Genomic DNA, 19,649 nt, shown 5'->3' on the forward strand with positions numbered 1-19,649 from the left:
GAGCGCCTGCATGGCATGCAGGAGGTCAGGAGTTCAATTCTCCTTAGCTCCACAGAAGTTGAAGGCGGGTCATCCGATCAGGATGACCCGCCTTCGGCGTTGCAGGTGTTGTGGGTGTGGTGCGTGTTGTGCACGGGGACGCGTGCGGCGGGTCACTCGATCGATTCGAGTGGCCCGCCGTGGTTGCTTCGGGGTGCCTCAGCGACCGCTGCCGAGGGCGCGGCGGCCCCGGCCGCCACGCTGGGACAGGACCGGCAGGTTGCGGTCGGGAGCCGAGGCCCTGGTGTCCTCCTCGATGCGAAGTGCCAGCGCCGGGCAGCGGCGCACCGCGCGCATCGCCTTCGCCTCCGCGTACCGGGGCACCTTGGCCTGCGCGACCGTCGGGAATCCGTCGGCTCCCAGTTCGAAGACCTCGGGGAGGATGTCGGCGCACAGTCCGTGGCCCCGGCAGAGGGTCCAGTCGACGAAGATCTTCTGACGGCTGGGACCGTTCTCCTCCTCCGCCTGGCCGCCCGGGATACCCGTAGGCATCTGGCCGCCCTCGAAGAGCGGCAGAACGCCTTCCACGGGCCTTCCGCAGCCGTTTCCGAGGACATGGGCGGCGAGGTCGTCCGTGAACGCCTTGATGGTCGATTCCAGGAACATCGCCGAGCCGTCCGGATGCGAGCACGCACCGCGCCGCTTCACGGACTTGGCGACCTGCTTGACGGCTTCCAGGGCGGCCGGTCCGCCCCCGTTGAGGATGTCCTCCATGCCGCGCGCCGCGGCGGGCAGACCGAGGTAGCAGGGGCCGCACTGGCCGGCGCTCTCCTCGGCCAGCCACTGGGCCACACGCAGCGACTCGCCCAGCGGACAGGTGTCCTGGCTGATCGGCAGGATCGCGCCGGCGCCGAGCGCACCGCCCACCGCGTCAAGGGAGTTGCGCGAGACGATCGCCTCGTTGACCGTCGCCGCGTCGATCCACTTGCCGTGGTAGCCGCCGGTCAGCACGCCCTGCGGGACCGGCGGGGCGCCTGCCAGCTGGAGGACGTATCGCAGCGGCACACCCGTCGGCGCCTCGATCACCATGGGGCGGGCGACCGCGCCGGAGACCGTGAGCATGACGGTGCCCGGCTCGTCGTACAGGCCGGTGTTGCAGTAGCGCTCGGCGCCGATGCGGGCGGCGATCGCCAGCTGGGCGTAGGTCTCGGCGTTGGAGAGCAGGGTGGGCGCGCCGCCTACGCCGTTCTGCGAGGCGCTGATCTTGCGGCCGGGCGGGATCGCCGGACCGCCGTCGATGGAACGGACCAGCGAGGCGGCGGCGCCGGTGACCATCCGGATCGGATTGCGCTGCACGCGCGCGCGGAGGGCCGATCGGCGGCCGTTGTTGAGGCCCCGCTCGGAGAGCGCGGCCTCCATGGAGCGCTGCGTGGATTCACGTGTCACCCCGATGACGAGGGTGCGGGCACCCATGGCCTCGGCGCACAGCAGGGCGCCGTCGAGGATCAGGTGCGGGGCACGGTTGACCAGCACCGTGTCCTTGCGGCAGGCGGGCTCGTCCTCGCTTGCGTTGACGACGACGACCGGCCGCACACCGCGCCGGATCGCCGACTCGGCGACCGACCGCAGCTTCTTGTGGAAGGGGAAGCCCGCACCGCCGCGGCCCTTCAGGGAAATGCGCTCGGAGAGCTGCGCGAGCTGCTCTCCGCCCATTGGTTCGAGCGGCCCATGCACCTTCAGGTGCATGGGCAGGTCAAGTCTTTCGACAAGGTCGAAGCCCGACGTGAGCTGGGGAAGCCCCACCACGCGGACTTCGGGTACGTCGGGCAGAGCCTCGTTCACTTAAAGCCTCCGGAAGGCGCGTTCCAAGGTTCGCCCGAACCCGGTGCGTCGAAGTCATAGGAAGCACCGGGGTTTGTATCAGTGGCGGGACCGCTGTTGTACGTGTCATTCGCGTTGTACGTGCCGTAGGCGGCGTTCGACTCACCGGTGTCGTACATGTCACTCGTGTCGTACGCGGCCGCGCCCGGATTGCCGTAGGCCGGGATGTTAAATCCCGTGTCGTTGAGCGGGTCGTACGCCGACACCGGCGCCTCGCCGACGGGCGGCGGGGACGGGATCGGCCAGCTGCCCGACGTACTGCCGTCCATCCGCGGGATCGCCTCGGTGTGCTGCATGTCCATCGGCAGGTCCATGCGTGCGGTCTGGTCGGCTGCATAGGGCTGCTGTTGGCGTGGCGTCGAGACGGAGCGGTAGGCGGCCGCGAAGCCGTTCGCGGGCTCCGCGGCCGGGGGCGGCATGCCGGGCAGGGGGCCGGTCGACTCCTTGCGCGAGGGCCTCGACGGGCGCTGATCCTCGTAGCCCGGCAGCGCTGACCCGGCGGAGGCCTTGGCGCGGCTGGCGTCCAGCTCCTGGCGGCCAGGCTGCTCGTTGGAGCCGATGATCTGGACGATCCGGTCGGCGACCTTGCGCTTGAAGGGACGCGGTGCAGCGCGCAGGGCGAGGGCGGCGGCGACCCCGACCACGCACAGCGCGTACGACAGCATGAAGAACGTCTTCGCCGGGCGGCCTGCGAACAGGCCGTGGATCAGCGCCGCGCACCACGCCGGGTAGGCCAGCATGTGCATCGCGCGCCAGCGGGCCGCGACCGGAGCGGGGGAGGCGAACCTGTTGCGCAGCGCGCCGGTGATGCCGACGAAGATCATGAGCAGCGCGGCCAGGGTACCGAGGCCGATGAGGAAGGCGGTGCCCGTGACCTGGTCGCCACCCGTGAAGACGAGCCCGAACGGGATCACCGCGGCGATCCAGCTGGTGTGACTCAGCACCAGCTTGGTCACGATGTGCACGAGCAGGAACGCGATGGAGGCGACCGCGCTCACCCGGTGAACGGCCTGCGCGGAGATCCGCTGGCGGGTGTTGAGGATCATCCGGTCCTGGGCGACCAGCCCCCAGATCACCGAGCAGGTGAGGCTGACGAGTGACAGAACCCCGGTTCCGAAGTTGAGGAACTCCAGCAACGAGTCATCCACCGTACTGTCCGACGTCACGACATGCCTCCCGACATCACCGTGGGGGGTATGGACGGCAAAGTGCCGGCGGACGCCATCCTGGAGGCCGACGGGTCGGGCCGGGGAGGCGAACTGCTGTGTGGACGAGGGTTCATGGGGGCAACTCCGAACGGTTCGGGAAAGCGGTCCCGCTGCCGCACTCTAAGCGGCGCCATACCGATGGGTACAACGATTGGATTATTGCGTTGCTCTCAAAGGGCAGTGCGGTTGTTGAGATGTCCCTGAGTGGTCGTTATGCGAAGCGACTTTTCGGGCTTGCTGCACCTTCTGTCGGGTGTGGTGAGAGCGCCCTCCCCGGGGCTGCGGGGGCGGCACCCGGTGCCGATGAGGCATACGTAAGCGCGTCGTGATCTGCTCAAGGGCTGCGGTACCCTGACGCCATGCGTGCCGTACGCCTTCTGCTTAGTGAGCCGCGCTGATCAGTCCCGACCGCTGACGAATCGTGGTCGGCATCGGCGCGGCGTCCCCTCCTGTGCGAGGGGATTTTTCATTTCCAGGCCGCTGGCAGAGACGATCGATGGAGCTTTGAGACCATGAGCGAGACGAACCCCGCTGCCGCCGCCGAGGTGGCGGCGCCGCACCGCTACACGGCCGCCATGGCGGCTGACATCGAGGCACGCTGGCAGGACTTCTGGGACGCCGAGGGCACGTACGCCGCCCCCAATCCGAGCGGCGACCTGGCGGGCGACCCCGAGCTGGCCGCCAAGCCCAAGAAGTTCATCATGGACATGTTCCCGTACCCCTCCGGTGCGGGTCTGCACGTCGGCCATCCGCTGGGTTACATCGCGACCGACGTGTTCGCCCGCTTCCAGCGCATGACCGGCCACAACGTCCTGCACACCCTGGGCTTCGACGCCTTCGGCCTGCCCGCAGAGCAGTACGCCGTGCAGACCGGCACGCATCCGCGGGTGTCCACCGAGGCCAACATCGAGAACATGAAGGTCCAGCTGCGCCGGCTGGGGCTGGGCCACGACAAGCGCCGGTCCTTCGCCACGATCGACCCGGACTACTACAAGTGGACCCAGTGGATCTTCCTGCAGATCTTCAACTCCTGGTACGACGCGGAGGCGGACAGGGCCCGCCCGGTCGCCGACCTGATCGCCCAGTTCGAGAGCGGCGAGCGCGCGGTACCCGGTGACCACGCGCGCGTGTGGGACCGGCTGACCGCCGCCGAGCGCGCCGACGTCCTGGGTGAGTACCGTCTGGCGTACGCCTCCGAGGCGCCCGTCAACTGGTGTCCGGGACTGGGCACCGTACTGGCGAACGAGGAGGTCACCGCCGACGGCCGTTCCGAGCGCGGCAACTTCCCCGTCTTCAAGGCCAAGCTGCGCCAGTGGAACATGCGCATCACCGCCTACGCCGACCGGCTGCTGAACGACCTGGACGCGCTGGACTGGCCCGAGGCCATCAAGCTGCAGCAGCGCAACTGGATCGGCCGCTCCGAGGGCGCCCGCGTCGACTTCCCCGTGGACGGCGAGGCCATCACCGTCTTCACCACCCGCCCGGACACCCTGTTCGGCGCGAGCTACATGGTCCTGGCGCCCGAGCACCCCCTGGTCGGGAAGCTGGTCCCGGGTGCCTGGCCCGAGGGCACCCACGACGTCTGGACGGGCGGCCACGCCACGCCCGCCGAGGCCGTCGCCGCCTACCGCGCCCAGGCCTCCTCGAAGTCGGACGTCGAGCGGCAGGCCGAGGCCAAGGACAAGACCGGTGTCTTCATCGGCTCGTACGCGGTCAACCCGGCCAACGGCGAGAAGGTCCCCGTCTTCATCGCCGACTACGTGCTGATGGGCTACGGCACCGGCGCGATCATGGCCGTACCGGCGGGCGACCAGCGCGACTTCGAGTTCGCCCGCGCCTTCGAACTGCCGATCCACTGCATCGTGGAGCCGACCGACGGGCGCGGCACCGACACCTCGACGTGGGACGACGCCTTCGGGGCGTACGACGCGAAGATCATCAACTCGGCCAACGACGACATCTCCCTGGACGGGCTGGGCGTCGCTGACGCCAAGGCGCGCATCACCGAGTGGCTGGAGCAGAAGGGCATCGGCCACGGCACCGTCAACTTCCGGCTGCGCGACTGGCTGTTCAGCCGCCAGCGCTACTGGGGCGAGCCCTTCCCCATCGTCTACGACGAGGACGGTGTCGCCCACTCGCTGCCCGAGTCGATGCTGCCCCTGGAGCTGCCCGAGGTCGAGGACTACTCGCCGCGCACCTTCGACGCGGACGACGCGGACACCTCCCCGGAGACCCCGCTGTCCCGCAACGCGGACTGGGTCAACGTCACCCTGGACCTGGGTGACGGCCGCGGCCCGCAGAAGTACCGCCGCGAGACCAACACCATGCCCAACTGGGCCGGTTCCTGCTGGTACGAACTGCGCTACCTGGACCCGCACAACAGCGAGAAGCTGGTCGACCCGGCCATCGAGCAGTACTGGATGGGCCCCCGGGAGGGGCAGCCCCACGGCGGCGTCGACCTGTACGTCGGCGGCGCCGAGCACGCCGTACTGCACCTGCTGTACGCGCGCTTCTGGTCCAAGGTCCTGTTCGACCTGGGGCACGTCTCCTCGGTCGAGCCCTTCCACAGGCTGTTCAACCAGGGCATGATCCAGGCCTTCGTGTACCGCGACAGCCGCGGCATCGCCATCCCGGCCGCCGAGGTGGAGGAGCGCGACGGCGCCTATTTCCACCAGGGCGAGAAGGTCTCCCGACTGCTGGGCAAGATGGGCAAGTCCCTGAAGAACGCGGTCACTCCGGACGAGATCTGCGCCGAGTACGGGGCGGACACGCTGCGCCTGTACGAGATGGCGATGGGCCCCCTGGACGTCTCGCGGCCGTGGGACACGCGCGCGGTGGTGGGCCAGTACCGGCTGCTGCAGCGGCTGTGGCGCAACGTCGTCGACGAGAACAGCGGCGAGGTCACCGTTGTCGACGGTGAGGCCGGCGAGGCGACTCTGCGTGCCCTGCACAAGGCGATCGACGGCGTCCGCCAGGACCTGGACGGCCTGCGGTTCAACACCGCCATCGCCAAGGTCACCGAGCTGAACAACCATCTGACCAAGGCGGGCGGTCCGGTCGCGCGCACGGTCGCCGAGGCCCTGGTGCTGCTGGTCGCGCCGCTGGCCCCGCACATCGCCGAGGAACTGTGGCGCAGGCTGGGTCACACCGACTCGGTCGTCCACCAGGACTTCCCGGTCGCCGACCCCGCGTACGTCGTGGACGAGAGCGTGACCTGCGTCGTGCAGATCAAGGGCAAGGTCAAGGCGCGCCTGGAGGTCTCGCCGTCGATCTCCGACGACGAACTGGAGAAGGTGGCGCTGGGCGACGACAAGGTCGTGGAGGCGCTGGCCGGCGCGGGAATCCGCAAGGTCATCGTGCGGGCGCCGAAGCTGGTCAACATCGTTACGGCCTAGACGCAGGGGGTAGGCGTGGGCGGTCCGTCGGGCCGCTCCGGGTAGTCCCCTACGGGCAGGTTCGGGGTTCTTTTGGAACTCCGGGCCTGCTCTTTGCGTTTACCGTTGAAGAGCGGCTCGAAGGCCGCGACCGGTAGGAGGAGGAGCGTCGTGGAAGCCGCTGTCGCAGTTGTCGCTCTGCTCTTCCTGTTGTTCGTGGTGCTGGGTGTGTACGCCACCGTGAAGGTGGTCGGCGCGGCCAAGAGAGGCGTCGACCGGACGATCACGCAGGCCCGCCGCACGGTCGAGGACACCACGCTGCGCGCCAAGACCTACGCCCAGCCGGGCCCGGCCGGCGAGCTGGCCCAGCTCAGACTCAAGCTGCGAACGTCGATGCGCTCCACGCAGGACGCGCTGCACGCGGGCGTGGCCGAGGACGAGTCCCTCAAGGAGTCCCTCGGCCTCTTCGAGCGGCTCAGCACGCACGGCCATGAGCTGGACGCCGAACTCAAGCGGCTGGAGTCCGAGCCCGACCGGACGACGCTCGTCGCGCGACTGCCCGCCCTGCGTGAGCGCACCGAGCAGATCACGCACGCGGCCGACTCGCTGCGCTGGGCGGCCCGGGACCGGGCGACCCGTTTCGCGAACGACGACCTGGACGACCTGAGGACACAGATCGACGTCGAGGCGGGCGCCCTGCGGCACTGGACGACCGTGGAGCCCACGCCTGCCGAGACATCCACGTCGACTCCTGCCCCCGCCCCACCGCCGTGGCCCGAGGCGCCGCCCGCCGATGGCGCCGCGGCGCAGCAGACCTGGCCGGACCACCCCGACGCGGGACGGGCCCCCGAACCGACCCGGCCCGCCATCACTCCGCCGGTCCAGCAGCCCGTCTACCCGTGGCAGAAGAAACCCCGTCCGGAGAACACGACTTGATCCCGTGTCCGGACTCCGGTCACGAGGCAGGTGAAAGGGGCGGGCTGCCGCCCACGAGCTACGGCAGGTAACCTCCAGCTCATGTCCCGCCATGTCGCTATCGTCACCGATTCAACGGCCTACCTGCCGCCGCGGACGATGGAGCGTCACGGCATCATCGCGGTGCCGCTGACCGTGGTTCTCGGTGACCAGGTCCTCGAAGAGGGCACCGAGATCTCCGCCCGCGCCCTGGCCCAGGCGCTCCAGAAGCGCCGGTCCGTCACCACTTCGCGCCCGAGCCCCCAGCTCTTCGCGGAGACCTACCGCAGGGTCGCCGAGTCCGGTGCCACCGGCATCGTCTCGCTGCACCTCTCCGCCGAGTTCTCGGGCACGTACGACGCCGCGGTTCTGGCGGCCCGTGAGGCGCCGGTGCCCGTGCGGGTGGTGGACACCGGCATGGTCGCGATGGCCCTCGGGTTCTGCGCACTGGCCGCGGCCGAGGCGGCGGAAGCGGGCGGCACCGTGGACGAGGCCGTGACGGCCGCGGAGAAGCGGGCCGCGGGCACGTCCGCGTACTTCTACGTCGACACCCTCGACTATCTGCGCCGCGGCGGCCGGATGGGCGCCGCGCAGGCTCTCCTCGGCTCCGCTCTCGCCGTGAAACCGCTGCTGCGACTGGACGGCGGGCGCATCGAGCTGATGGAGAAGGTACGGACGGCGTCCAAGGCCATCGCCCGCCTGGAGGAGATCGTCGCCGACCGGGCGGGTGGCGCGCAGGTCGACATCGCCGTGCACCATCTGGCCACCCCCGACCGGGCAGCGGCCCTCGCGGACCGGTTGCGGTTGCGGGTGCCGGGGCTGGCCGAGCTGCACGTGAGCGAGGTGGGGGCGGTGATCGGGGCGCATACGGGGCCTGGGTTGCTGGCAGCGGTCGTCTCGTCTCGGTGAGGGGGCTGCGGGGCTCCGGCGGGTTGGGGGCCAGAGCGCTCCGGGTCGGTGGGCGGCACTCCTGCGGGTGACGGAGTTATCCACAACCAGCCGGTAATCCACCGGAATCGAGCAAGATCATCGCGGATGCGGTGACCTGCTCCATCCTCGGCGCATGGCACTTCGATCACGTTCACGCGCAACCACTCCGACCAGCGGCCCGGGCCGCGGTCCGATGTCCGACGGCCGCGTCCGCCACGGCCATCGCCGTCCCCGCAGCCGGGCCCGGCAGCATCAGGCGTCGGCCGACGAGCTCCGCCGGCGGGCGGAGGCGCTCTTCGGCGAACGAGCCCTGGAGCGAAGGGAGTTGGGAAACGGGCCGCCGGGCGGTGAGCGGGACGCCGGGGAGGCGGACGACGGGGGAGGGGCGCGGTTCGCCAGGCCGTCGGCAGGGCGTGGGGTCGCTGATACGGGCGTGGGCGCCGGCGGGAGTGCCGCCGGCGCAGTGAGCGATGCCGGTGCTGACGCCGCTGCCGCCGATGTCGCTGCTGCCGCCGCCGACGGTGCCAGTGCCGGTGCTGTGGACGGTCGGGCTGCCGGGGTCTGGCAGGAGCGGGCCGGGCTTGCGGTGCGGGAGCGGATGCCGGTGTGGTTGCAGGCTCGGTGTGGTCTGGAGCGGCGGAGCGTGGTGGCGCTCACGGTGGTGCTGGTCGCTGCCGCGGTGCTCGCCGTACAACACTTCTGGACGGGGCGTGTCCAGTCCGTTCGGGCGCCTGAGGTGGTTCGGGCGGCCGCTCCGTTCGGGGCGGCGCCGACGGGTTCCGCGGCAGGTCCCAGGAGTGTCGCGGGAGCGGCGGGGGCCCAGATCGTGGTGGACGTCAGCGGCAAGGTGCGCGAGCCGGGGATCCAACGGCTGCCGGCCGGGTCCAGGGTCGCCGACGCCCTGCGTGCCGCCGGTGGGGTGCGTCCCGGTACGAGGACCGAGGGGCTCAACCGTGCGCGGTTCCTCGTGGACGGCGAACAGGTGGTGGTCGGCGCAACTGTGCCCGTAGCGGGGGCGGTCGCAGGTGGTGGTGGGGGCTCGGGTGGTGTGGGCGCGGGCGGCACCGTGGGCGCGGCGGGGGCCGGACCGGCGGCGCCCGTCTCGTTGAACACGGCCACCGTGGATCAGCTCGACACCTTGCCCGGGGTCGGTCCCGTGCTGGCGCAGCACATCATCGAGTACCGCACCCAGCACGGTGGATACCGGTCGGTGGACGAGCTGCGTGAGGTGAACGGCATCGGCGACCGGCGCTTCGCCGACCTGCGAAATCTCGTGCAGCCATGAGCCGGGCACCCGATGTCGATGACGGTCCGTCTGGCCGTGGGGTGGTCGGGGCCGTGCACGCCGAACCCCGCACGCTCGACGACCGGGGCACGCCCGCCCGGGGAGCACCTCGAACCCGCCGGGCCGTGCACGCTGCCTCGGGGAAACGGCTCGGGGAAGCCAATCCCCGGCAGGAGGGACCGACGGACCTGCGGTTGGTGCCGCCGGCGCTGGCGGCCTGGGCGACGGCGGCAGTGGCGCTGACTGTCCCGCCCGGCTGGATCACCGGCGTTGCGATCGTCTGTTCGGTCGTGGCCGGAGTGCTCCTGCTGACACGTCGTACCTCGGAGGAGGGAGCCGGTCTCCCGTCGGCGGGACGGTCCCGGTGGGGCACATGGTCGCGGCTTTCCGTGGCTGCCGTGCTGCTCTGTGTCGCCGCGGCCGCCGTCTCCGCCGGCCTGCACGGGGCCGATCTGCGGCGGGGACCAGTGCCGGGGCTGGCGCGCCAGTACGCCGGTGTGACAGCCGAGTTGGAGATCACCTCCGACCCACGGCTCACCCGGCCCCGGATCCAGGGCGCGCATGCCGCGCCGACCGCCGTACTGCTCGACGCCGATGTCCGGCGCGTCGAGGAGAGGGACGGGAACACGGTGGCGACGCGGACGCCCGTGCTCGTGATCGTCGACGTGGCCCCGAAACGGACGAAGACGGGGCCGTTCCGGCGGGCGGCGGAGACGGCGGGTGGTCCGGAGCGTTCGCCCTGGCTGACGCTGTTGCCGTCCACGCGGCTGCGGGTGACCGGGCGGCTCGTGCCCGCTCTGACGGGCGGTGACCGGGTCGCGGCCGTGCTGCGGGTACGGGACCGGGCGGCCCCGGAGGTGGTGAGGGACCCGTCGGCGGCGCAGCGGTTCGCGGGGCGACTGCGGGCGGGGCTGCGAGACGCCACCGACGGATTGCCCGCGGACGCGCGGGCGCTGCTGCCCGGGCTGGTCGTCGGGGACACCTCACGCGTCACACCCGGGCTGGACGAGGCGTTCAAGGAGACCGACCTCACGCACTTGATGGCTGTCAGCGGGGCGAACTTCACCATCCTCCTCGCCCTGCTCATCGGCCCACCCGCGCTCGCCCAGCAGGTCGAACGGCGTGGCCTCGCACCCCGCCTGGGCATTCCCCTCCGGGCGACCGCAGTGCTCGGCGGCGCGCTCACCCTGGGATTCGTCGTCGTGTGCCGACCGGACCCGAGTGTGCTGCGGGCCGCGGCCTGCGGATCCGTCGCGCTGCTCGCCCTCGCGACCGGGCGCCGCCGGTCGCTGATCCCGGCGCTGGCGACAGCGGTACTGCTGCTGGTGCTGTACGACCCCTGGCTGGCCCGGAGTTATGGTTTCCTGCTCTCCGTCCTTGCCACCGGCGCCCTCCTCACCCTCGCGCCCCGCTGGAGCCCGGCGCTGCGCAGACGCGGGGTGCCGCCTCGGCTGGCCGAGGCGCTGGCGGCGGCCGGGGCCGCACAGGCCGTGTGCGCGCCGGTCGTGGCGGTGCTGTCGGCGCGGGTGAGTCTGGTGGCAGTGCCGTGCAACCTGCTCGCGGAGTTCGCCGTCGCCCCGGCCACGGTGCTGGGCTTCGCGGCGCTGGCCACGGCGCCGGTGGCGATGCCGGTGGCCAAGGCGCTGGCCTGGGGCGCGGGTTGGCCCGCGGGGTGGATCGCGGACATCGCCCGTACGGGAGCGGCCCTGCCCGGCGGAGGAGTGGACTGGCCGGGCAGCTGGACGGGCGCGCTGCTGCTGGGGCTGTGCATGGTGCTCGTCGTGTTCGTCGGCGCGCGGCTGTTGAAGCGTCCGGGGTGGTGTGCGGCCTGCGGGGTGCTGTTGCTCCTGGTGGTGATGCGCCCGGCGCCACTGACGGGGGTGATCACGGGGTGGCCGCCGCCGGGATGGCGGTTCGCCATGTGCGACGTGGGGCAAGGCGACGCGACCGTCCTCGCGGCAGGGGAAGGCGCCGGTGTGGTCGTGGACGCCGGACCCGACCCGGTACTGGTCGACCACTGTCTGCGCGCCCTCGGCATCACCAAGGTGCCCCTCGTGATCCTCACCCACTTCCACGCGGACCACGTCGCCGGGCTGCCCGGCGTACTGCGTGGGCGCTCGGTGGGCGCGATCGAGGCAACGGGGTTCGAGGAGCCCGAGGACCAGGCCGAGTTCGTGCTGAGGGAGGCGGCCGCCCGGCGTATCCCGGTGACGCGTGCCGTCGCCGGTGAGCGGCGGCGTACGGGCTCCCTCGACTGGGAGGTGCTGTGGCCGCAGCCGGCGCCGGCACCCGAGCCGGAGGGCGCCAACGACGCCAGTGTCACGCTGCTCGTCCGCACGGCCGGGCTGCGCCTGCTGCTCCTCGGGGACCTCGAACCCCCGGCCCAGCGGGCGCTCTTGCGGTCGCCGGCCGCTGTGGGGCTGCGTGGCGTGGACGTCCTCAAGGTCGCCCACCACGGGTCGGCCTATCAGGACCCGGACCTCATACGGGCGGCGGCCCCGAGGCTGGCGCTCATCTCGTGCGGCGCGGACAACACGTACGGGCATCCCGCGCCCAGCACGGTCGCGGCGCTCAGGGACGGGGGTGCCATGGTGCTGCGCACGGACGAGGACGGGGCGCTGGCGGTCGTCGGCGCGGGCCGGGAGCTGAGGGTGGCGAGAGACTGAGGCCATGAACTCCGCACAGGCTGATGCCTGTCTCCGCCGGCTGGGCGCCGAGCGCCCGGCATCGCCCACCTCCGACGTCCTGCGCGAGCTGCAACTGAAACACCTGGTGGCGGTGCCCTTCGAGAACCTGTCGATCCATCTCGGCGAGAAGATCGTGCTGGAGGAGAACCGGCTGCTGGAGAAGGTGGTGGATGCCCGTCGGGGCGGGTTCTGCTACGAACTCAACGGTCTGTTCGGGGCGTTGCTCACGGCGCTGGGCTTCGACGTCACACTGCTCGCGGCGCGGGTGTACGGCGACGAGGAACGGCTCGGCATCCCCTACGACCATCTCGCGCTGCGTGTACGGACGGTGGACGGGGGCGACTGGCTGGCCGACGTGGGCTTCGGGGCGCACAGCCACGGCCCGCTGGCGATCGGGCAGCGGTGCGAGCAGGAGGATCCGGGCGGTGTCTTTCGGGTCGTCGAGGCGGGGCCGGACGCGTCGGGAACGCGAGGTGGCGGGGCAGACTCGGACTCGGGTGACCTGGACGTGGTGCGGGACGGCAGACGCCGGTTCCGGTTGGAGCTGCGGCCCCGGGCGCTCGGGGATTTCGTGGCCGGGGCCTGGTGGCACATCACTTCGCCGGAGTCGCACTTCACCCGCTCGCTGGTCTGTTCGCGGCTCACGGAGGACGGAGGGAGGATCACGCTCAGCGGCCGAAGTCTCACGGTGACGGCGCCGGGTGGGCAGCGGGAGGTGCGGGAGCTGGGGGCCGACAGTGAGGTGCTCTCCGTGTACCGGGAGCGGTTCGGGGTCGAGCTGTCCGGTGTGCCGAGGGTTCGGGAGCCCGGTGGGGGAGGTCAGGAGTCCGGTGGGGGTGAGTGAGGCGACTGGATCGGGTTCCGGCGTAACCGAAAATGTCTCCGTGAGCGATGTGAGACATGTGCTGGTGCTGCCCGACCGCGATGCCGCCGAGGAGGTGGTGGAGGCTCTGCGTGAGCGGTTCGGCCTTGACGAGGAGCCGCAGCTCGTACGGGATGCGCTGGCCGGTGAGGACGATGCCGAGGACGCTCAGTGGCTCGTTGTGCTGCGGGACGAGGCGGGGCGGCTGGACGAGAAGGAGCTGGACGAGTTCGTGGGGGAGTGGGAGGGGTGGCGGGAGGAGCCGTAGCTGGGGCCGTTTCTGTGGTTGTGGGTGCAGCCGCGGCGGTCCGCCGGGGGCTTCGGTGAGCCTGGTGGGCGGCATCAATGTCAGTGGCTCGTGGGATGCTTTCGGGGATGGCCAAGAAGACCGCACATGACGACCCTCTCGCCCCCGTCACGCTTGCCGTGGGCCAGGAGGACCTCCTGCTCGACCGTGCCGTGCAGGAGGTGGTGGCCGCAGCCCGGGCCGCCGACGCCGACACGGACGTACGAGACCTGACCTCGGACCAGTTGCAGCCAGGAACGCTGGCCGAGCTGACCAGTCCGTCGCTCTTCGCGGAGCGCAAGGTCGTGGTCGTGCGCAACGCGCAGGACCTGTCGGCCGACACGGTCAAGGATGTGAAGGCGTACTTCGGGGCGCCTGCGGAGGAGATCACCCTCGTGCTGCTGCACGCGGGGGGAGTCAAGGGCAAGGGACTGCTCGACGCGGCGCGCAAGGCGGGGGCGCGGGAGGTGGCGTGTCCCAAGATGACGAAGCCGGCGGATCGGCTGGCGTTCGTGCGGTCGGAGTTCCGGGTGACGGGGAGGTCCGCGACGCCTGAGGCGTGTCAGGCGCTCGTCGACTCGATCGGGAGTGATCTGCGGGAGCTGGCGTCCGCGGTGACCCAGCTCGTCGCGGATGTCGAGGGGACGATCGACGGGGCGGTGGTCGGGCGGTACTACACGGGGCGGGCAGAGGCGTCGAGCTTCGAGGTCGCCGACCGGGCTGTCGAGGGGCGGGTGGCGGAGGCGCTGGAGGCGTTGCGGTGGTCGCTGTCGACCGGGGTGGCGCCGGTGATGATCACCAGTGCGCTGGCTCAGGGGGTGCGGGCGATCGGGAAGCTGTCGTCCGCGCGGGGTGGGCGGCCGGCGGATCTTGCCCGGGAGCTGGGGATGCCGCCCTGGAAGATCGATCGGGTGCGGCAGCAGATGCGGGGGTGGACCCCGGACGGGGTTTCCGTGGCGTTGCGGGCGGTGGCTGAGGCTGATGCGGGGGTGAAGGGCGGCGGGGACGATCCCGAGTACGCGTTGGAGAAGGCGGTCGTGGTGATCGCCAGGGCGGCTCGGTCTCGCCGGACGGGCTGAGACACCGGGCCTGGACTGAGCAGACGCGGTGCACGGTGGGCGGCTGGACATGCCGAAGGCCCCGGTTCTCCGTCCTGGGGCAGGACAGGTGCCGGGGCCGTCGGATGAAGCTTCTGCTGGTGTTGCCGGTGGCTTCACGCCCGCGTGGCGAACGCAGATCGCGCGTGAGGCCGGAGTGCCGGGTGGGAGCGGATGAGAGGGCCCGCTCTGAGTCCTTCCGGCGGTTGGGTCAGATCGAAGAGAGAAAGGTTCAGCCCTTGAGGGTGGTGACCTTGGAAGCAAGCGCCGACTTCTTGTTGGCGGCCTGGTTCTTGTGGATGACGCCCTTCGAGACGGCCTTGTCGAGCTGACGCGCGGCAGCGCGCTGAGCCTCGGTGGCCTTCTCGACGTCACCCGCGGCAGCGGCCTCGCGGGCCTTGCGGATCGCGGTCTTCAGGGAGGACTTGACGGCCTTGTTGCGCAGCCGGGCCTTCTCGTTGGTCTTGATCCGCTTGATCTGGGACTTGATGTTCGCCACGAATGAGCCTTTTCAGGTTCAGGCGCCCGAGGGCATGCCTCATGCACCGTTTGATTGCTGCTTGGTTTCACTGCGATTCACTGCACGGTGTGTCTCCTGCTGAGAGGGCATGAGACACAACGGCCCAGGCTACCAGTCGCCCTCCGGACGGCCCAATCCGGCCGCCCTGGCCCCCAGCAGTCCCCATGAACCCACCCAAACCGGTCCCCGTTCCCGGCCGTGGGACCATGGAGCCTACGTATCGATCCGACCCGAGACCGCAGACACTGCGGACGCCTCAAGAATCAGGACCCTGCGTGCCCGCGATCCCTAGCCATGTGCCCGAGCCGAGCCGTACCGACCCGGCGCTGCTCCGCAACTTCTGCATCATCGCGCACATCGACCACGGCAAGTCCACCCTCGCCGACCGGATGCTCCAGCTGACCGGAGTGGTCGACCAGCGGCAGATGCGCGCCCAGTACCTCGACCGCATGGACATCGAGCGCGAGCGCGGCATCACGATCAAGTCCCAGGCGGTGCGTCTGCCGTGGGCGCCGACCGACGGGGACGGGGACGGTCAGGCCAGGACTCACATCCTGAACATGATCGACACCCCGGGACACGTCGACTTCACCTACGAGGTCTCGCGGTCGCTCGCGGCCTGTGAGGGGACTGTTCTCCTCGTCGACGCAGCCCAGGGCATCGAGGCCCAGACCCTCGCCAACCTGTACCTGGCGATGGAGAACGACCTCAAGATCATCCCTGTACTGAACAAGATCGACCTGCCGGCCGCCCAGCCGGAGAAGTTCGCCGCGGAGCTGGCCAACCTCATCGGCTGCGACCCCGACGACGTACTCAGGGTCTCCGCCAAGACCGGTGTCGGTGTCGACGCGCTGCTCAACAGGGTCGTCGCGGAGGTTCCGGCCCCTGTCGGGGTCGTGGACGCGCCCGCCCGCGCCATGATCTTCGACTCGGTGTACGACTCGTACCGGGGCGTCGTGACGTATGTACGAGTCATCGACGGGCAGCTGACCAAGCGTGAGCGGATCCGGATGATGTCCACCGGGGCCACCCACGAGCTGCTGGAGATCGGGACCAACTCGCCCGAGATGCTGCCGGCCGACGGTCTCGGGGTCGGTGAGGTGGGGTATCTCATCACCGGCGTGAAGGACGTCCGTCAGTCCAAGGTCGGTGACACGATCACCACCCTCCACAAGGGTGCGACCGAGGCGCTCGGCGGGTACAAGGACCCGAAGCCCATGGTCTTCTCCGGGCTCTATCCGCTGGACGGCTCCGACTACCCGGAGCTGCGCGACGCCCTCGACAAGCTCCAGCTCAACGACGCGGCGCTCGTCTACGAGCCGGAGACCTCCGCCGCGCTCGGGTTCGGGTTCCGGGTCGGCTTCCTGGGGCTGCTCCACCTCGACGTCATCCGGGAGCGGCTGGAGCGCGAGTTCGGGCTCGACCTCATCGCCACCGCGCCCAACGTGGTGTACCGGGTGACGATGGAGGACAACTCCGAGCACATCGTCACCAACCCCAGCGAGTTCCCCGAGGGGAAGATCAGCGAGGTGTACGAGCCCGTCGTACGGGCCACGATCCTCGCTCCGTCGGAGTTCATCGGGTCGATCATGGAGCTGTGCCAGACCCGGCGTGGTGTGCTGCTGGGGATGGACTACCTGTCGGAGGACCGGGTCGAGATCCGGTACACCCTGCCGCTCGCCGAGATCGTCTTCGACTTCTTCGACCAGCTGAAGTCCAAGACCCGCGGCTACGCCTCCCTCGACTACGAGCCCACCGGCGAGCAGACCTCCAGCCTCGTCAAGGTCGACATCCTGCTGCACGGCGACAAGGTCGACGCGTTCTCCGCCGTCACGCACAAGGACGCGGCGTACGCGTACGGTGTGCGGCTCGTCGCCAAGCTGCGGGAGCTGATTCCGCGGCAGGCCTTCGAGGTGCCCATCCAGGCGGCCATCGGGTCGCGGGTCATCGCCCGCGAGACCATCCGCGCGATTCGCAAGGACGTTCTCGCCAAGTGCTACGGCGGTGACATCTCGCGTAAGCGGAAGCTGCTGGAGAAGCAGAAGGAGGGCAAGAAGCGGATGAAGATGGTGGGCTCGGTGGAGGTTCCGCAGGATGCCTTCATCGCCGTCCTGTCGAGCGACGACAACGCGGGGTCGGGCAAGGGCAAGAAGTAGTCAACACAGGCTCGTCGGAATCGGAAGAACGGGGCTCGTCGCGCAGGAACGCGGCGGGCCCCTTGGCGTACTCGCCGTCGGTGCTGTAGGAAGCGAACAGTCGCTCTCTGGAGGAAGTGACAGGCCGCCGCCCCTTACGCACCGGCCGGTCGCCCCTTACTCTGATCTCTGCTCGGTAGTTACTCGCGAGTTAAACAACAGCCGCAAATGAGCCAGCCGCCGCACTGCCGCGGGCCCCGGAGGATGTCGTGAGCGACACACAGACCTTGATCGAGAACCGTCCGCCGTCCGTCGCCGGTCTTTTCCTGGATCGCGTGGCTGCCACGCCGGACGCCGAGGCCTACCGTTACCCGGTGCCTCCGGCCACCGGTGAGGGGCCGGACCACTGGAAGTCGCTGACCTGGGCGCAGGCCGCGGAGCGGGTCTACGCCATCGCCGCCGGCCTGATCGAACTGGGGGTGCAGCCGGAGCAGCGCGTCGCGCTCGCCTCCGCCACCCGCGTCGAGTGGATCCTCGGCGACCTGGGCATCATGTGCGCCGGCGCGGCCACGACCACCGTGTACCCGCAGACCAACACCGACGAGTCGGCCTTCATCCTCTCCGACTCCGCCAGCAGGGTGCTGATCGCCGAGGACGCGACCCAGCTGGCCAAGGCGCAGGAGAAGCGCGCCGAACTGCCCGAACTCACCCATGTGGTGGTCATCGACCCGGCCGGCGTCGAGTCCGGCGACGGGGTGCTCACCCTGGCCGAGCTGGAGCAGCGCGGCGCCGCGTATCTGGAGAAGAACCCGGACCTGATCAAGGAGCGGGTCGGGGCCATCACCAGGGACCAGCTCGCCACCCTCATCTACACCTCGGGTACGACGGGCCGGCCCAAGGGGGTCCGGCTGCCGCACGACAACTGGGCGTACATGGCGAAGGCGATCGCCGCGACCGGGCTGATCGGCCCGGAAGACGTCCAGTACCTGTGGCTGCCGCTCGCGCACGTGTTCGGCAAGGTGCTGACCTCCGGTCAGATCGAGGTCGGGCACGTCACCGCCGTCGACGGCCGCGTCGACAAGATCATCGAGAACCTTCCGGTCGTGCGGCCGACGTACATGGCCGCCGTACCGCGCATCTTCGAGAAGGTCTACAACGGGGTCGCGGCCAAGGCACGGGCCGGTGGCGGCGCCAAGTACAAGATCTTCCAGTGGGCCTCCGGGGTCGCCCGCGAGTACGCCAAGGTCACCCAGGACAACTTCCGGCGCACCGGCACCGCCTCCGCGCCCTTCGGTCTCTCCGCCAAGCACAAGGTCGCCGACGCGCTCGTCTTCGCCAAGATCCGCGAGGCCTTCGGCGGCAACCTGCGCGCCTGCATCTCCGGATCGGCCGCCCTCGCGCCCGAGATCGGCTTCTTCTTCTCCGGCGCGGGCATCCACATCCTGGAGGGCTACGGCCTCACCGAGTCCTCCGCCGCCTCCTTCGTCAACCCCGGCGAGGCCTACCGCACCGGCACGGTAGGCAAGCCGGTGCCGGGCACCGAGGTGCGCATCGCGGACGACGGCGAGATCCTGCTGCGCGGGCCCGGCATCATGGAGGGCTATCACGGTCTGCCCGAGAAGACCGCCGAGGTGCTGGAGTCCGACGGCTGGCTGCACACCGGTGACATCGGTGAGCTGTCTCCCGACGGGTATCTGCGGATCACCGACCGCAAGAAGGACCTGATCAAGACGTCGGGCGGCAAGTACATCGCCCCCGCCGAGGTCGAGGGACAGTTCAAGGCGGTCTGCCCGTACGTCTCCAACATCCTCGTCCACGGCGCCGACCGGAACTTCTGCACCGCGCTCATCGCGCTCGACGAGCTGTCCATCCTGGGCTGGGCGAAGGACAACGGGCTCGACGGGAAGTCGTACGCGGAGGTCGTCGCGGCGCCGGGGACGCTTGCTCTCATCGAGGGGTATGTCAAGGAGCTCAACAGTGGGCTTCAGCGGTGGCAGACCATCAAGAAGTTCCGGTTGCTGCCGCGTGATCTTGATGTTGAGCATGGGGAGATCACGCCGAGTCTGAAGTTGAAGCGCCCTGTTGTCGAGCGCGAGTACAAGCATCTTATTGAGGAGATGTACGCAGGGTCGCGCGAGGTGTAGCGCGGTCGCCGGAGGGGTGGCGGGGGGCTGGAGGCGGCTGCGGCGGCGCTGTGGCTTGTCGCGCGGTTCCCCGCGCCCCTCTGGGGCGGGACTCGCGGCCCCTGTTCAGCAGTTGGCGGAGTGCGCGCACCCGTTCGATCGGCGTCGCCGTGTCCGGGGCGTTCTCCCCGGACGGTTGGTGTTCCAGCCGGTGCAGCTGTCTCGTCCCGCGCCTCGCCGGTGCCCCATGACAACTGGTTGACCATCCTGTTGCCGGCCCGTACCGGCCCGTACCGGCCCGTACCGGCCCGTACCGGCCCGTACCGGC

At 70.3% G+C, this 19,649-nt stretch carries 13 protein-coding genes; 10 read left to right on the plus strand and 3 right to left on the minus strand.

Annotated features, from left to right (window positions below):
• Positions 1 to 198: 198 nt before the first annotated feature.
• Together RB628_RS12250 and RB628_RS12255 are read right to left on the minus strand one after the other, a co-directional pair.
• A complete protein-coding gene (locus tag RB628_RS12250; RefSeq protein WP_318320390.1) occupies positions 199 to 1,821 on the minus strand; it encodes an NADH-ubiquinone oxidoreductase-F iron-sulfur binding region domain-containing protein in 1,623 nt (540 codons plus the stop codon).
• Entirely contained in the window at positions 1,818 to 3,026 is a 1,209-nt protein-coding gene (locus RB628_RS12255) for a cytochrome b/b6 domain-containing protein (RefSeq protein WP_318320391.1), read from the minus strand. Before RB628_RS12255 ends, RB628_RS12250 begins: the two co-directional genes overlap by 4 nt.
• A gap of 554 nt (positions 3,027 to 3,580) precedes the next feature.
• Here RB628_RS12255 and leuS point away from each other — a divergent pair.
• From leuS to holA, 8 genes are all read left to right on the plus strand, one after another.
• Positions 3,581 to 6,463, plus strand: a complete 2,883-nt coding sequence (gene leuS / locus RB628_RS12260) for a leucine--tRNA ligase (RefSeq protein WP_318320392.1) — start codon at positions 3,581 to 3,583, stop codon at positions 6,461 to 6,463.
• A gap of 150 nt (positions 6,464 to 6,613) precedes the next feature.
• Positions 6,614 to 7,378, plus strand: coding sequence for a hypothetical protein (locus RB628_RS12265; RefSeq protein ID WP_318320393.1), 765 nt, complete (start codon positions 6,614 to 6,616; stop codon positions 7,376 to 7,378).
• Between the two features lie 81 nt (positions 7,379 to 7,459).
• Complete coding sequence (locus tag RB628_RS12270; protein WP_318320394.1) at positions 7,460 to 8,305, plus strand: DegV family protein; 846 nt, start codon at positions 7,460 to 7,462, stop codon at positions 8,303 to 8,305.
• 154 nt (positions 8,306 to 8,459) lie between these two features.
• Positions 8,460 to 9,611, plus strand: coding sequence for a ComEA family DNA-binding protein (locus RB628_RS12275; protein ID WP_318320395.1), 1,152 nt, complete (start codon positions 8,460 to 8,462; stop codon positions 9,609 to 9,611).
• Positions 9,612 to 9,736: 125 nt separating this feature from the next.
• Positions 9,737 to 12,277 carry a ComEC/Rec2 family competence protein gene (locus tag RB628_RS12280; protein ID WP_318320439.1) on the plus strand — a complete coding sequence of 847 codons (2,541 nt, stop codon included), beginning with the start codon at positions 9,737 to 9,739 and terminating at the stop codon, positions 12,275 to 12,277.
• Positions 12,278 to 12,281: 4 nt separating this feature from the next.
• A complete protein-coding gene (locus RB628_RS12285) occupies positions 12,282 to 13,142 on the plus strand; it encodes an arylamine N-acetyltransferase (RefSeq protein ID WP_318320396.1) in 861 nt (286 codons plus the stop codon).
• A 40-nt stretch (positions 13,143 to 13,182) separates the two neighbouring features.
• Positions 13,183 to 13,428, plus strand: a complete 246-nt coding sequence (locus RB628_RS12290) for a hypothetical protein (protein ID WP_318320397.1) — start codon at positions 13,183 to 13,185, stop codon at positions 13,426 to 13,428.
• A 107-nt stretch (positions 13,429 to 13,535) separates the two neighbouring features.
• Complete coding sequence (gene holA, locus RB628_RS12295; RefSeq protein ID WP_318320398.1) at positions 13,536 to 14,525, plus strand: DNA polymerase III subunit delta; 990 nt, start codon at positions 13,536 to 13,538, stop codon at positions 14,523 to 14,525.
• Between the two features lie 250 nt (positions 14,526 to 14,775).
• On the opposite strand, the gene rpsT is transcribed toward holA, so the two are convergent.
• Complete coding sequence (gene rpsT / locus RB628_RS12300) at positions 14,776 to 15,042, minus strand: 30S ribosomal protein S20 (protein ID WP_318320399.1); 267 nt, start codon at positions 15,040 to 15,042, stop codon at positions 14,776 to 14,778.
• 296 nt (positions 15,043 to 15,338) lie between these two features.
• Between rpsT and lepA the strand changes: the two genes are divergently transcribed.
• Both lepA and RB628_RS12310 read left to right on the plus strand, forming a co-directional pair.
• The gene (gene lepA, locus RB628_RS12305; RefSeq protein ID WP_318320400.1) at positions 15,339 to 17,219 is read left to right on the plus strand and encodes a translation elongation factor 4; all 1,881 of its coding nucleotides are present in this window, start codon (positions 15,339 to 15,341) and stop codon (positions 17,217 to 17,219) included.
• Between the two features lie 248 nt (positions 17,220 to 17,467).
• Positions 17,468 to 19,342, plus strand: coding sequence for an AMP-dependent synthetase/ligase (locus tag RB628_RS12310; protein WP_318320401.1), 1,875 nt, complete (start codon positions 17,468 to 17,470; stop codon positions 19,340 to 19,342).
• Positions 19,343 to 19,649: the final 307 nt, after the last annotated feature.

Source organism: Streptomyces sp. ADMS (genome assembly GCF_033441795.1).
Classification (GTDB): domain Bacteria; phylum Actinomycetota; class Actinomycetes; order Streptomycetales; family Streptomycetaceae; genus Streptomyces.

What these genes read in the sequence shown, in the direction of transcription:
- leuS (WP_318320392.1), top strand. Translation starts at nt 3,581, where the DNA reads ATGAGCGAGACGAACCCCGCTGCCGCCGCCGAGGTGGCGGCGCCGCAC.
- RB628_RS12270 (WP_318320394.1), top strand. Translation starts at nt 7,460, where the DNA reads ATGTCCCGCCATGTCGCTATCGTCACCGATTCAACGGCCTACCTGCCG.
- RB628_RS12275 (WP_318320395.1), top strand. Translation starts at nt 8,460, where the DNA reads ATGGCACTTCGATCACGTTCACGCGCAACCACTCCGACCAGCGGCCCG.
- RB628_RS12285 (WP_318320396.1), top strand. Translation starts at nt 12,282, where the DNA reads ATGAACTCCGCACAGGCTGATGCCTGTCTCCGCCGGCTGGGCGCCGAG.
- holA (WP_318320398.1), top strand. Translation starts at nt 13,536, where the DNA reads ATGGCCAAGAAGACCGCACATGACGACCCTCTCGCCCCCGTCACGCTT.